Below are 12,594 nucleotides of genomic sequence, written 5' to 3'. Positions count from 1 at the left end.
ATGTCTCCCTGTTTATTCAGGTCCGCCGTCGACTCACGGACCATGGTTGTGCCACTTGCGCGGCAGGTGTCTGAGGGTCAGCCCTCGATACGATTGCCATCTTCGGTTGCTTCGAAAATGTGGCAAATCTCGTTGGGGACCGAGATCGAGACCGTGTCCCCGATCTCGGCCCGGAATGCTTTGTCTGATTTGACCGAGACCAGCGCGCCATTGATGCGCACGGAAATCATCGTCGCGTCGCCCAACAGCTCAAGCGTATAGATCGGGGCATTGATCTGCCCCTGTCCGGGGGCAGCCAGGCTTGCGTCCTCGGCGCGGAAACCCAGCGTGACCGGGCCGTCAGGGGCGGTCAGGCCGTGGATTTCAGTGTGTTGCGAGCGGAATGTGCCGCCCTGCACCTCGCCATCCATCAGGTTCATCGCAGGCGAACCGATGAAGCTGGCGACGAAGGTGTTCGCGGGGTTATCATAAATCTCGGTCGGGCTGCCGACCTGCTGAACCACGCCACGTTTCATCACGACCACACGGTCGGCCAGGGTCATAGCCTCGATCTGGTCATGGGTCACGTAAATGGTGGTGGCGGCAAGATCGTGGCTCAGGTTCTTGATCTGCGCGCGGGTCGAAACCCGCAGCTTGGCGTCAAGGTTGGACAGGGGTTCGTCCATCAGGAACACTTTGGGCTTGCGCACAATGGCGCGTGCCAGCGCCACGCGCTGCCTTTGCCCACCGGACAGGGCGGCTGGTTTGCGGTCCAGGAAATCCAGAAGCTCGACCCGTTCGGCAGCCTGCATCACACGCTCGTGGTGAGTGGAGGGGTCATTGCCACGCACCTTCAACGGAAAGCGGATGTTTTCATAGACATTCATATTCGGGTAGAGCGCATAGCTTTGGAACACCATCGCCACATCGCGGTCCTTGGGTTCCTTGTCATTGACCCGTTCACCGTCAACGATGATGTCACCTTCGGTGGCGTCCTCAAGTCCTGCGATCATCCGCATCGTGGTGGTCTTGCCACAGCCCGAAGGCCCCAGAAGAACCAGAAACTCCTTGTCGGCGATGGTCAGGTCGAAATTATCGACACCGACAAATGCACCCCAGCGCTTGCTGATGTTGCGCAGTTCGATCTCGGCCATACGGACCCCTCCCAATGGGTTTTGCATACGATTGCAAAAAGGTTAGACTCTGCTGCGACACTTTGGCAAGGTATTTTTGCAAGCGTATGCAAGAACGGCTATAACCGACTGTAATGAGATTGAAATGAACCAACTGCAATCCGCCAAGGAACTGGTCCGGCGCCACCACGCCGATCTGGTCGCGCCGGGAATCACCGCAGATCGCGCAATGTCAGATCATGTCGCCGAGGGATATGTCTGGCGCGGATTTCACCCTTTTGGTCAGATCACCTCGGCCTCCGAAGTCACGCAGCGGTTCTGGACCCCCTTGCGCAACAGCCTGACCAGCCTGCAATGGCGCGAGGACGTGTTCTTCGCCGGTCTGAACCAGATGGACGGGTTCGAGGGGGTCTGGGTGGTGTCGATGGGGCACCTGATGGGATTGTTCGACCAGCCCTTCCTGAACATCCCGCCCACTGGCAAGATCGCGATGTTGCGCTATTGCGCATTCCATCGGATTGCCAATGACAAGATCGTGGAAACGGCGATGTATTTCGACCTGCCGCATCTGATGGTGCAGGCGGGGCTGGACCCGTTCCCCGGCCAAACCGCTGCACAACTGGTGCAACCGGGACCGCAAACCCATGACGGGCTGCTGTTTGATCCGCAACCGCCCGCCGAGGGCGAGGCCACGCTGAACCTGATCAACCGCATGATCGGCGATTTGGGCCAGTGGCAAAGCGGGCTGCGCCTTGAGGACGAGCTGCGTCGGACCTGGGCCGAGGACATGCTATGGTGGGGGCCGACAGGCATTGGTGCGACCTATACAATCCCGCGCTATGCGCGCCAGCATGCGGGGCCGTTCCGCGCCGCCTTCTCGGACCGGTCGAAAACCACCCACATTGCGCGGCTGGCCGAAGGACAGTATGGTGGATTTTTCGGCTGGCCAAATTTCACCGCGCGGCTGACAGGCGATTTCATGGGCCATGCCGCCACTGGCAAGGTCGGAGAGTTCCGCGTCATCGACATCTATCGCCGCGACGGCGATAAACTGGCCGAGAACTGGGTCTTAATCGATATGTTGCATTTCTGGAAAGCTCAGGGCGATGACGTGTTGCAACGACTGGCCGACGGAGAACTGTGATGATCGACGCCCACCACCACCTTTGGGATTTGTCCAAGGTGCATTACCCGTGGCTGATGGCCAAGGGCACGCCGCGTTTCTTTGGCGATCCGGCCCCGATCCAACGCGATTATCTGCTGGACGAGTATCGCCGCGACGCAAGCGCGCAAGGCGTCGCGGGGTCGGTGCATATTCAGGTCGGCGCGGAAGATGGCTGGGCCGAGGCCGTCTGGATCCAATCGGTTGCAGATGCCAACCCTGACTGGCCGCTGGTTCAGGTTGTGTTTTGTGATCTGACCGCGCCCGAGCTTGGACACCAGCTTGACCGGTTCCAAACCCTCTCAACCCTGCGCGGCACCCGCCAGATCGTCGGGCGCGCGCCGGGCGAGGATGCCCAGACCGGGACCAACACGCTGCTGGACGATCCCCGTTTCGCAGACGGGCTGCGTGAATTGGGACGGCGCGGGTTGAGCTTCGATCTGCAACTGATCCCGGACCTGATGGAAAAAACCGCGCGCGTGCTGGAAATGGCGCCCGACACACAGATTGCCCTGTGTCACGCGGGCAGCCCGCATGATCGTTCGACGACCGGGCTGGCCGATTGGGCCAGCACGCTTCGCCAGCTTTCTGACTTGCCGCATGTCACCTGCAAATTATCGGGGCTTGGCATGTTCAAACATGACTGGCAGGTTCGGGATTTCCGCCCGATCGTTGATGTCTGCCTTGATCAGTTTGGCGCGGATCGCTGCATGTTCGGGTCAAACTTCCCGGTCGACAGCCTGTATTCCGATTATGACACGTTGTTCCGCGCCTATGCTGAACTTGTGCCGCAAGCCTGTCACGCACAGGTCTTTCGCACCGTAGCGCGCGATTTCTATCGGTTTCAGGCCTGACCGGCAGATCGGGCGGCCTGCATCACTTGAAGTGTTTTGACAGCTTCAGCCCCTGGCCCTGATAGTTCGACTTGATATCGGCACCGTAAAGCACCTCGGGCACCTCGCTCATCCGTTCATAGACCAGCCGCCCGACGACTTGTCCATGTTCCAGCACGAATGGTGCTTCGTGGCAGCGCACCTCAAGCACCCCGCGCGACCCGGACCCGCCCGCTGCGTCATAGCCGAAGCCGGGATCAAAAAAGCCCGCATAATGCACGCGAAACTCGCCCACCATCGCCAGATAGGGGGCCATTTCGGCGGCGCAGTCAGGCGGGATGGCAATCGCTTCGCGGCTGACAAGAATATAGAACGCGCCGGGGTCAAGGATGATGCGCCCGTCCGTCGTGTGCACCTCTTCCCAGTAGTCTGCAGGGTCGTAATGGGCGAGTTTTGACAGGTCGACCACGCCTGTATGGCGTTTGGCGCGATAGCCCACCAGATCGCCAGAGGTCGGTTTCAGGTCGACCGAAAACCCCAGCCCGTCCGAGATCACGGGATCGCCGGTCACGATGGGGCTGCGTGTATGGACCGCGCGCAGTTCCTCATCAGTCAGGATCGTCTTGCCTTGCCGAAAGATGATCTGGTTCAAAAGCTGTCCGGGCTGGGCGACGACAGAAAAACTCTGTGGGCACAGTTCGGCATAAAGCGGCCCGTCATATCCTTCCGGCACGCGATCGAACTCGATTCCGTGATCGGTGATCACGCGGGTCATCAGATCGACCCTTCCGATCGAGGATTTGGCGCTGGCTGCTGCGGTCATCCCGTCGGCCAGACGCAGACGTTCCATCAGCGGCACGACATAGACGCAGCCCTTTTCCAGCACCGCGCCACCGGTCAGTGACACCTTGTGCATCGTAAGCTCGTCCAGTCGTTCGGCCACGGTCGAGCCCTTGCCGGGCAGGAAAGAGGCACGGACGCGATAGGCCGTGTCGCCAAGCCGCAGGTCCAACGAGGCCGGTTGGATCTGTTCGTTCAGAATGGGCGAGGACGCGGCGATCCCGCCATCGGTGATCATCTGCCGGATCTGCCGGTCTGCCAAAACACCGGTTTTCATTCGCATCCCCCCTTTCATCCGTCACGCGGATACAAAAACACCCGCCCGATGAACGGGCGGGCGGTTTTGAGATTGGTCGGGCTAGCAGGACTCGAACCTGCGACCTTCCGTCCCCCAGACGGACGCGCTACCAGGCTGCGCCATAGCCCGACTGAGGCTCCTACATAGTGATTTTCTGCGGCAGGGCAAGCCGGAAACGGCAGGAAATGCGTCATTCCGCAGGTGGGCACAGATCGGCGTTTCATTTCCGGCCTTATGGGGTCGGGCCGGGGTCGCGGTTCATTTGTGCCGCCAGCGACTCCAACCGGTCCGCCAGCGCCTGCAAGGCAGGAATGTGCGCGCGGGTGCCGGATTTACGGGCCCGCCGCAACGCGGCCGTCAGGGGTGGGGGCGGGGTCGCGTCGTCGTCGCCGGGATCGGCGGGAATATGCGAAATATCAATCCGCGCGGCCGGGGGCGCATCTTCTGGCGATGGTGCAAGCGCATCCGCGGGGTCAGAGGACGCCGCCGGCGTGTCGGGTGAGTGATGCGATTCGGCGTCGTCCTGCAGACCCGGAAGCTCGGGCGCGCCTCCCGTGCCGGCGTGTGGCGTGTCGGGTGCCGTTCTGGCAGAGGCGAAAAGCCGGGGCTCAAGCTGTGGCTCTGGTTCGGCGTCGGGCGGGGGTGCCGGGCGTTCGTCCTGCGCGTCACCCACATCTCCACGGGTGAAGGGTGGTTCAGCGTCGGCTTCGGGCTGAGAGCCAGTCTCGGTTTCGGTTTCGGGCAGGTTGGCCGCGTCGTCGGGTTGCTCGGGCGCGGTGTGGGACGCTTCGGCGTGATGCGGCACTTCGGCGTTGTCCGAACGTTGTGACGAAATGGGCGGAACCGGATCAGCCGATGCGGGATCGGTGGGGGCAGGGGGGCTGGGCGCCGGATCGGATGACGCTGATTCAGGCGATACCGTTTCGGAGGGCGCCTCGTCAGCAGACGGGGTCTGTGACATGGACGGATCTGTGGTCGCCGGCTCGGCAGACGGGGCATCCGCGCGCTCTGCCTTCATCGGCGCGTCATCCGAGCTGTTTCCGTTTGCGCGCTTTTCTGCCAAGGGAACGACGTTTGACGGGGTGATGTCGCGCATTTCGTCGCTGTCGAGAGGCGGAGACATCCCGGCGACGTGCTTGATCCCCTCTTCCCGCAGCAACTTTTGCACGCCCCGGATGGTCATGCCATCTTCGTGCAACAGCTTCCGGATGCCGCCCAGAAGCTCCATGTCGTTGGGGCGGTAATAGCGTCGCCCACCGGCGCGTTTCACCGGTTTGACCTGGCTGAACCGGCTTTCCCAGAACCGCAGCACATGGGTTGGCACACCCAGCCATTCGGCCACCTCGCTGATGGTGCGGAAGGCGTCGGGTGACTTCTTATCCATGTCCAGACCTGTCTGTTCTGCTTCTTATTGTTCGGTGCGGCGCAGGCAAGGCGCTGCTGCGGGGCGCGAAGGGATCAGCGTTTGTTCCCTTCGTCGACCCGGTCTTTCATAAGGTGGGATGGGCGAAATGTCAGAACCCGGCGCGGCGGGATCGGCGCTTCTTCGCCGGTTTTCGGATTTCGGCCCACGCGGGCGGCCTTGTCGCGCACTGAAAACGTGCCGAAGGATGAAATCTTGACGCTTTCACCGGCCACCAGGGCATCGGATACATGGCCCAGCACGGATTCGACCAGCTGCGCGCTTTCGTTGCGCGACAGGCCGACTTCGCGAAATACGGCCTCGCTCAGGTCCATGCGGGTCAAAGTCTTTTCACTCATGTCGTCCCCCTGATTGTTTTCGGGAAGCATGGGTGGTTTGATTTTCCGAGTCAATATCAACGGCTTGGGAATTGCCGTTCAGGCAGGGGTTTGGCGGTTTTACCAGCGGATCACCACCGCGCCCCAGGCCAGACCACCACCAATGGCTTCGGTCACAACCAGATCGCCCTGTTTGATCTTGCCCTCGGCACAGCCCACCGACAATGCCAGCGGGATCGACGCCGCCGAGGTGTTGCCATGGTCCTGCACGGTCAGGATCACCCGATCCATCGGCACGCCCATCTTCTTGGCGGTGCCCTGAATGATGCGGATGTTGGCCTGATGGGGCACGATCCAATCCAGATCGTCATCGGTCAGCCCGACCTTGTTCAACGCGGTTTCGGCGGTTTCGGTCAGCTTGCCAACCGCCTGCCGGAACAGGGGATTGCCCTGCATCCGCAAATGGCCCGAGGTCTGCGTCGTCGACACGCCGCCATCGACATACAGCATCTCGCGCATCCGCCCGTCCGAGTTCAGATCCGCCGACAGAATACCACGATCCGTGGTGTCACCGTTGCCGTCCTGCGCTTCAAGCACCAGGGCCCCGGCGCCGTCACCGAACAACACGCAGGTTGACCGGTCCGTCATATCCAGAATGCGCGAGAACGTCTCGGACCCGATGACAAGCACACGGTCGGCCTGTCCGGACAGGACCAGCGCATTGGCGTTGGTCAGCGCAAAGACAAAGCCAGCGCAGACCGCCTGCACGTCAAAGCCAAAGCCGCGTGACATGCTCAATTCGCTTTGCACCATGGTTGCCACGGAAGGAAAGGTCAGGTCAGGTGTTGATGTGGCCACGATGATTGCGTCGATGTCATCAGCGGTCAGCCCGGCCTGTTGCAGGGCCGCGCGTGCCGCGTGGGCGGCCATTTGCGAGGTGGTTTCGTCGTCGGCTGCGAAATGACGCCGTTCGATCCCCGAGCGCGTGCGAATCCATTCGTCCGACGTGTCGACAATCTTTTCGAAATACGAGTTCGGGACGACGCGTTCGGGCAGATAGTGCCCGACGCCCTTGACCACGGCGCGTCTTGTCATTCTTGCTGCTCACCTTGCCGGCTTTCCGATGCGGCATCTTGGCGCGATGCGTCGCCGGATGCAACCCGGGCGGCAAGCTTCTGGTTGAAGCCGCCCTTGGCCAGTTGAAACGCCAGCCGGACGGCGGCGGAAATCCCCGTGGCATCCGCCGAGCCGTGGCTTTTGACCACGGTTCCGTTCAGGCCCAGAAACACGCCGCCATTGTTGCGGCTGGGATCGACCCGCTGACCCATGCGCTTTAGTGGGCGCATGGCCAGAAGGGCGGCGAGTTTCGACGCGATCGTGGCGCTGAACGCCTCGCGCAGCAGGCCGGAAATCAGCTTGGAGGTGCCTTCGCCCGTTTTCAGCGCGACATTGCCCGTAAACCCGTCGGTGACGATGACATCGACACGGTCCGAGGGCAGGTCGACCCCTTCCACGAAGCCGACAAAGTCGATCTGCGCGCCCTCGGCGGCGTTGGTGATCAGTTCGTGGGCGGATTTCAGCTCGGCGCGGCCCTTGTGTTCCTCGGTCCCGACATTCAACAGGCCTACGCGGGGGCGGGCGATGCCAAGGCCGTTGCGGGCATAGGACGCGCCCATCATCGCGTATTGCAGAAGGTCGTCTTCGTCGGCGCGCACATCGGCGCCCACATCCAGCATCACGTTGAACCCGGACGGGTTGCGCGACGGCCACAGACAGGCGATGGCCGGGCGGTTCACGCCGGGCAACTTGCGCAGCCGCACCATCGACAGCAGCATCAGGGCGCCGGTGTTGCCACAACTGACCACAACCTCGGCGTCGCCATCCCGCACAGCGTCAATCGCCGACCACATCGAGGTTTTCTGCCCGTTGCGCATCACCTGGCTGGGTTTGTCGTCCATCGTGACAGCTTCGTCGGCGTGGCGAATCTCGCACACCTCGGCCAGCCCCTCATGACGGGCGACCAGCCCTTCAAGCTGGGGTTTGTTGCCGTGCAGAATGAACCCGATCTCGGGGTTCTTGTCGGCAGACAGCGCAAGACCGGCAACCACGGCTGCCGGTCCAAGATCTCCGCCCATGGCGTCGACCGATACGATTGTGCGTTTGGGGGCGTTCATTGTCATTCGTTATCCCATGCTCGGGGATTTTCTGACATGCCCGCCCGCGCCGGGCAAGAGCCTTACGCAGCGTCCTCGTCGTCGAAGTCAACTTCGTCGGCAATTGCAACGACTTCGCGGTCGTCATAATGGCCGCACGAGGGGCAGACGTGGTGGGGGCGCTTCAGCTCGCCGCAGTTCGAACATTCGTTCGGGTTCGCGGCAACCAGGGCGTCATGCGCACGGCGGTTGTTGCGGCGCGACTTCGATACTTTGTTCTGTTGGACAGCCATGGTCTCAACCTTCGGTTTCGGGGGCGGTATCGCCCGGTGTCATTCTGGGGCGCAGCGGCCCGGTGTTCTCAAGTCATTCCTGAGTCTCGGCGCCTCATACGCGGTTTGCGGTGCGCTGTCCAACCCATCTTTTGGAAGAAGGCGGGAAAATACTGCCTTTCTTGATTCTTGCAAGGGCGAATTGCACCGAAATCCCGTTAATTGTCTTTCCTGCCCAGTTTGTCGCGCAGGCCGGACAGACCCGCAAAGGGTTTTGCGTCTTCGTCGCTCATCGGCTTGAGACCCGGTTCGGTAAACACCGTCGTCTGAATTTCAGCCCCTTCCGCGCGGGGATAAAGCGGCAGGGCCAGGGCCAGGGCCTCGACCATCACCTGACCCAGATCAATCACGGTGCCCAAAGCCTCGATCGTATCGTCTTCGGGCATTTCGACCTCGTCCGCGCCCGCAGGCTGGTCCAGATCGCGAAGCCACCGACGGTCCACCCTGTCGTCAATCCGCGTCGTGACCGGATCCAGTGTCACCACGCAGGCCTGTGTCACGGTTGCCCCCAGTTCCGCCTGCATCTGCCAGTCATGCTTGCCAAAGGGGGCAAGTTCCCCTGTGAACCTGAGCTTGCGAAGCCCCTGGATCCCCAGATCCGCGGCGATGGCGGCGCATTCTGCGGCGTCGGGGGCAAGCTCGAACCGGGTCGGCCGACCGGTGGGCAGCTCGGCCACGCGCAAGGGGTGTGAAAAGGGCAGGGCGCTGCCAGAGGGGTGTGTGTCGGTCATGTTGCGTCTCCGCTGAATGTTCGGTGTCGCCATTGGTCAGACAGAACCATACACCAGACCCTGGCGGCCGGTGATCGTTTCTTGAACCATGCGCGATCCTGGGCTAAGCCGATACCCAAGACAGGGTGAAGAACGCAAGGGGGCGGCATGTCATATCTGCGCCAGATGGGCAGAAATACGGGCAAGGTGATCACGGCAATGCTGCTGGTGGCGCTTGTCGCAGGCTGTTCGGCAACATACCGCAATCACGGTTACATGCCGCCGAAAGAAGATGTCGACCTGATCGAGGTCGGCAAGGACACGCGTGAAACGGTCGCGGCCTCTATCGGCAAACCGGGCACGTCGGGCCTGTTGGCGGGCAGCGGGTATTATTACGTCCGCTCGCGTTTCAAGCATTACCTGTATAACGCACCGCAAGAGATTGACCGCGAAGTGCTGGCCATCACCTTCACGGAAAAGGGCGTCGTTGAAAACATCGAACGCTTCGGGCTTGAGGACGGGCGCGTCGTCGTGCTGGAACGCCGTGTGACCGACAGCAACATCAAGGGCATCGGGTTCCTGCGGCAGCTCTTTGGGTCCATTGGCCGGATCGACGTGGCGGAACAGATTCGCGGGAACTGACCGCAGACGACATGAGACAAAAGCGCGGTGCCGATCCGGTGCCGCGTTTACTCGTTTTCTCGCGACGGCTGTCATGGATCTGTTGCATCTTGTCGGCATAACCTCAGAGGCGCATATGTTGCACGAACTTGCCCCGCATGGGGCGGAGGGGTGATATGCTGACACTCACCGCTGGTCGCTATGCCGCCCGGCTGGACCATAGCTCGGCTGATATCCGGGCTGCACAATCGCTGCGCCATCGCTGTTTTCGCGGCGGTGACGGGCTGGACGCCGATCGTTTTGACGATGGCTGCCGGCACCTGTTGGTCGAAGACCGCACGACGGGCGCGCTGGTCGCATGTTGCCGAGTGCTATCGTTCGAAAACGGGGCGCGGATCGACGACAGCTATGCCGCGCAGTTTTATGACCTGTCGGCGCTGGCACACTATGACGCCCCGATGATCGAGATCGGACGCTTCTGCATCTCGCCCGAGGCCTGTGACAATGCCGATATCCTGCGTCTGGCCTGGGCGATGCTGACCCAGCGGGTCGAAGCCGAGGGCGTCGGGTTCTTGTTTGGCTGCTCCTCCTTCCCTGGTACTGATGCGGATCGTTATCGCGAGGCGTTTGCCCTGTTACACGCGCAACATCTGGCCCCCGGCACGTGGCGACCACGGATCAAAACACCTGATGTGATCCCCTTTGCTCAGGGCTCGGGCCGTGCACCGGATGCAAAACAGGCCCTGCGCGCGATGCCGCCGCTGTTGCGCAGCTATCTTGCGATGGGGGGCTGGGTGTCTGATCACGCGGTGGTCGATCATGACCTGAACACGCTGCATGTCTTTACAGGGCTAGAGGTGTGCGCCGTGCCGCCCGCCCGGTTGCGCCTGCTGCGGACGTTGTGCGCACATGCCATCTGTTGACCTTGGCAGGCGGATTGCCTAACCCGGCGATATGGCGCGTATACCCTTACTTCAGATGTCCGATATTTCGCTGACCTTTGGCGGCGATCCCGTGTTTGACGGGCTTGACCTTGTGGTGCAACCGGGCGACCGGGTGGCGCTGGTCGGGCGCAACGGGTCGGGTAAATCGACACTGATGAAGGTCATGGCCGGGCTGGTCGAACCGGATCAGGGCACGCGCGTGCTGTCGCCCGGAGTGTCGGTCGGGTATATGGAGCAGCACCCGGATTTGTCGCAGTTTTCCACGTTGGGGGAGTTCGCGGTCTCGGCGCTTGAACCGGGGCAGGATTACTTGGTGGAACGGGTGGCCGAGGGGCTGAAACTGCGGCTGGATGCCCCTGTCACCACCGCCTCGGGGGGCGAGCGCCGGCGCGCCGCATTGGCGAAGCTGCTGGCGGAAGCGCCTGACCTCATGTTGCTGGACGAACCGACCAACCACCTGGACATTCAGGCGATTGAATGGCTTGAGGATGAACTGTCGCAAACCCGCGCGGGCTTCATCCTGATCAGCCACGACCGTGCCTTTCTGCGCGCGCTGACCCGCGCCACGCTGTGGGTGGATCGCGGGCAGGTGCGGCGGCAGGAAAAGGGGTTCGAACACTTTGAAGCCTGGCGCGACAAAGTCTGGGAAGAAGAAGACCAAAGCCGCCACAAGCTCAATCGCAAGATCAAATCCGAAGCCCGCTGGGCCGTGGAAGGCATCAGCGCCCGGCGCAAACGCAATCAGGGGCGTCTTCGGGCGCTGGGCGATCTGAAAGCCGAACGCGCCGCCCAGATCAAGCGGCAAGGTGCGGCTGAAATGGCGCTGGAGGCCGGGCCAAAATCGGGTCGCAAGGTGATCGAGGCGCGCGGAATTTCAAAATCCTATGATGATCGGGTGATCCTGAATGACTTTGACCTGCGCGTCATGCGTGGTGAAACGATTGCCTTCGTCGGCCCGAACGGTGCGGGCAAGACCACGCTTCTGAAGATGCTGATCGGGCAGGAAACACCCGATACCGGCAGCGTACAGCACGGCACAGGGCTGGAAATCGCGGTGTTCGACCAAAACCGCACGGGTTTGGTCGAAGATGACAGCCTGTGGGAAAACTTGACCGGTGATCCCGAAATGCGGGTGTCCGGCAAGGCCGATCAGGTGATGGTGCGTGGCAATCCCAAGCATGTCGTCGGTTATCTGAAAGAGTTTCTGTTTTCCGACGCTCAGGCCCGCGCGCCCGTCCGGTCTTTGTCGGGGGGCGAAAAGGCGCGGCTGATCCTGGCGAAAATCATGGCGCGGCAATCGAACCTTCTGGTGATGGACGAACCGACCAACGATCTGGACGTTGAAACGCTGGACCTTTTGCAAGAGCTGATCACGGCCTATGACGGCACTGTTCTGGTGGTCAGTCACGACCGCGATTTCCTTGACCGGGTGGCTGAACGCACCATCGCGATGGAAGGTGACGGGCGCGCGACGATCTATCCGGGTGGCTGGTCCGACTATCAGGCGCAGCGCGGGGATCGCGAAGTTCAGCCCGAGAAAAAGAAAGATAAATCAAAGCCCAAAGCGGGAAACGTAAAGCAAGACGTGAAGTCCGAAACGGATGGATTGTCATTCACGGAACGTCACCGCCTTGATGCGCTTCCTGCCGAAATGGATCGCCTGTCTGCCGAGATTGCGAAGCTGGAAGAATTTCTGATGGACCCGGACCTGTTCACCAAGGAGCCCGCGAAGTTCAAGAAGGCGTCCGAAGGTCTGGCCGAGCGGCAGAAAGCGTTGGCCGCGGCAGAAGAGGAATGGCTGACCTTGGAAGAAAAGGCCGACGCCGCGCGCGGGTGACGCGCGCAGCGG

At 61.7% G+C, this 12,594-nt stretch carries 13 protein-coding genes and 1 tRNA gene; 5 read left to right on the top strand and 9 right to left on the bottom strand.

Features of this window, described 5'->3' with window-relative positions:
• Positions 1-77: 77 nt before the first annotated feature.
• Entirely contained in the window at positions 78-1,133 is a 1,056-nt protein-coding gene (locus MUY21_RS00150; RefSeq protein WP_248408403.1) for an ABC transporter ATP-binding protein, read from the bottom strand.
• A 124-nt stretch (positions 1,134-1,257) separates the two neighbouring features.
• On the opposite strand from MUY21_RS00150, the gene MUY21_RS00145 reads away from it, so the two are divergent.
• Both MUY21_RS00145 and MUY21_RS00140 read left to right on the top strand, forming a co-directional pair.
• The gene (locus tag MUY21_RS00145) at positions 1,258-2,256 is read left to right on the top strand and encodes an ester cyclase (RefSeq protein ID WP_248408402.1); all 999 of its coding nucleotides are present in this window, start codon (positions 1,258-1,260) and stop codon (positions 2,254-2,256) included.
• Complete coding sequence (locus tag MUY21_RS00140; protein WP_248408401.1) at positions 2,256-3,128, top strand: amidohydrolase family protein; 873 nt, start codon at positions 2,256-2,258, stop codon at positions 3,126-3,128. Before MUY21_RS00145 ends, MUY21_RS00140 begins: the two co-directional genes overlap by 1 nt.
• Before the next feature lie 22 nt (positions 3,129-3,150).
• Here MUY21_RS00140 and MUY21_RS00135 read toward each other — a convergent pair whose 3' ends face one another.
• The 8 genes from MUY21_RS00135 to MUY21_RS00100 form a co-directional block, all read right to left on the bottom strand.
• Positions 3,151-4,224: a 2'-deoxycytidine 5'-triphosphate deaminase gene (locus MUY21_RS00135; protein WP_248408400.1), complete on the bottom strand. Its 1,074-nt coding sequence runs from the start codon at positions 4,222-4,224 to the stop codon at positions 3,151-3,153.
• Positions 4,225-4,297: 73 nt separating this feature from the next.
• Positions 4,298-4,374, bottom strand: a tRNA-Pro gene (locus tag MUY21_RS00130).
• A gap of 103 nt (positions 4,375-4,477) precedes the next feature.
• Complete coding sequence (locus tag MUY21_RS00125; RefSeq protein WP_248408399.1) at positions 4,478-5,629, bottom strand: MerR family transcriptional regulator; 1,152 nt, start codon at positions 5,627-5,629, stop codon at positions 4,478-4,480.
• A gap of 74 nt (positions 5,630-5,703) precedes the next feature.
• On the bottom strand, positions 5,704-6,006 hold the full coding sequence (gene ihfA / locus MUY21_RS00120; RefSeq protein ID WP_191284739.1) for an integration host factor subunit alpha: 303 nt from the start codon (positions 6,004-6,006) through the stop codon (positions 5,704-5,706).
• A gap of 99 nt (positions 6,007-6,105) precedes the next feature.
• Positions 6,106-7,080: a beta-ketoacyl-ACP synthase III gene (locus MUY21_RS00115; RefSeq protein ID WP_248408398.1), complete on the bottom strand. Its 975-nt coding sequence runs from the start codon at positions 7,078-7,080 to the stop codon at positions 6,106-6,108.
• Entirely contained in the window at positions 7,077-8,165 is a 1,089-nt protein-coding gene (plsX, locus tag MUY21_RS00110) for a phosphate acyltransferase PlsX (RefSeq protein WP_248408397.1), read from the bottom strand. The genes MUY21_RS00115 and plsX overlap by 4 nt, the downstream gene beginning before the upstream one ends.
• Before the next feature lie 56 nt (positions 8,166-8,221).
• Positions 8,222-8,431 (bottom strand): 50S ribosomal protein L32, encoded by a 210-nt coding sequence (rpmF, locus tag MUY21_RS00105; RefSeq protein ID WP_191284736.1) that lies wholly within the window; start codon positions 8,429-8,431, stop codon positions 8,222-8,224.
• Between the two features lie 197 nt (positions 8,432-8,628).
• Positions 8,629-9,201, bottom strand: a complete 573-nt coding sequence (locus tag MUY21_RS00100) for a DUF177 domain-containing protein (RefSeq protein ID WP_248408396.1) — start codon at positions 9,199-9,201, stop codon at positions 8,629-8,631.
• Positions 9,202-9,348: 147 nt separating this feature from the next.
• Between MUY21_RS00100 and bamE the strand changes: the two genes are divergently transcribed.
• The 3 genes from bamE to MUY21_RS00085 all read left to right on the top strand — a co-directional run bounded on the left by bamE (position 9,349) and on the right by MUY21_RS00085 (position 12,582).
• Positions 9,349-9,822 carry an outer membrane protein assembly factor BamE gene (gene bamE / locus MUY21_RS00095; RefSeq protein WP_248408395.1) on the top strand — a complete coding sequence of 158 codons (474 nt, stop codon included), beginning with the start codon at positions 9,349-9,351 and terminating at the stop codon, positions 9,820-9,822.
• A 155-nt stretch (positions 9,823-9,977) separates the two neighbouring features.
• A complete protein-coding gene (locus tag MUY21_RS00090; protein ID WP_248408394.1) occupies positions 9,978-10,724 on the top strand; it encodes a GNAT family N-acetyltransferase in 747 nt (248 codons plus the stop codon).
• A 31-nt stretch (positions 10,725-10,755) separates the two neighbouring features.
• Entirely contained in the window at positions 10,756-12,582 is a 1,827-nt protein-coding gene (locus MUY21_RS00085; RefSeq protein ID WP_248408393.1) for an ABC-F family ATP-binding cassette domain-containing protein, read from the top strand.
• The last annotated feature ends 12 nt before the right edge of the window (positions 12,583-12,594 follow it).

It is taken from the genome of Aliiroseovarius sp. S2029 (genome assembly GCF_023195575.1).
Lineage (GTDB): Bacteria > Pseudomonadota > Alphaproteobacteria > Rhodobacterales > Rhodobacteraceae > Aliiroseovarius > Aliiroseovarius zhejiangensis.
The sequence above is the reverse complement of the archived record's forward strand: the minus strand, read 5'-3'. Positions and strand labels throughout refer to the sequence as shown.

Coding starts and splice junctions, on each gene's coding strand:
- MUY21_RS00150 (WP_248408403.1), bottom strand. CDS start 1,133: ATGGCCGAGATCGAACTGCGCAACATCAGCAAGCGCTGGGGTGCATTT.
- MUY21_RS00145 (WP_248408402.1), top strand. CDS start 1,258: ATGAACCAACTGCAATCCGCCAAGGAACTGGTCCGGCGCCACCACGCC.
- MUY21_RS00140 (WP_248408401.1), top strand. CDS start 2,256: ATGATCGACGCCCACCACCACCTTTGGGATTTGTCCAAGGTGCATTAC.
- MUY21_RS00135 (WP_248408400.1), bottom strand. CDS start 4,224: ATGAAAACCGGTGTTTTGGCAGACCGGCAGATCCGGCAGATGATCACC.
- MUY21_RS00125 (WP_248408399.1), bottom strand. CDS start 5,629: ATGGATAAGAAGTCACCCGACGCCTTCCGCACCATCAGCGAGGTGGCC.
- ihfA (WP_191284739.1), bottom strand. CDS start 6,006: ATGAGTGAAAAGACTTTGACCCGCATGGACCTGAGCGAGGCCGTATTT.
- MUY21_RS00115 (WP_248408398.1), bottom strand. CDS start 7,080: ATGACAAGACGCGCCGTGGTCAAGGGCGTCGGGCACTATCTGCCCGAA.
- plsX (WP_248408397.1), bottom strand. CDS start 8,165: ATGACAATGAACGCCCCCAAACGCACAATCGTATCGGTCGACGCCATG.
- rpmF (WP_191284736.1), bottom strand. CDS start 8,431: ATGGCTGTCCAACAGAACAAAGTATCGAAGTCGCGCCGCAACAACCGC.
- MUY21_RS00100 (WP_248408396.1), bottom strand. CDS start 9,201: ATGACCGACACACACCCCTCTGGCAGCGCCCTGCCCTTTTCACACCCC.
- bamE (WP_248408395.1), top strand. CDS start 9,349: ATGTCATATCTGCGCCAGATGGGCAGAAATACGGGCAAGGTGATCACG.
- MUY21_RS00090 (WP_248408394.1), top strand. CDS start 9,978: ATGCTGACACTCACCGCTGGTCGCTATGCCGCCCGGCTGGACCATAGC.
- MUY21_RS00085 (WP_248408393.1), top strand. CDS start 10,756: ATGGCGCGTATACCCTTACTTCAGATGTCCGATATTTCGCTGACCTTT.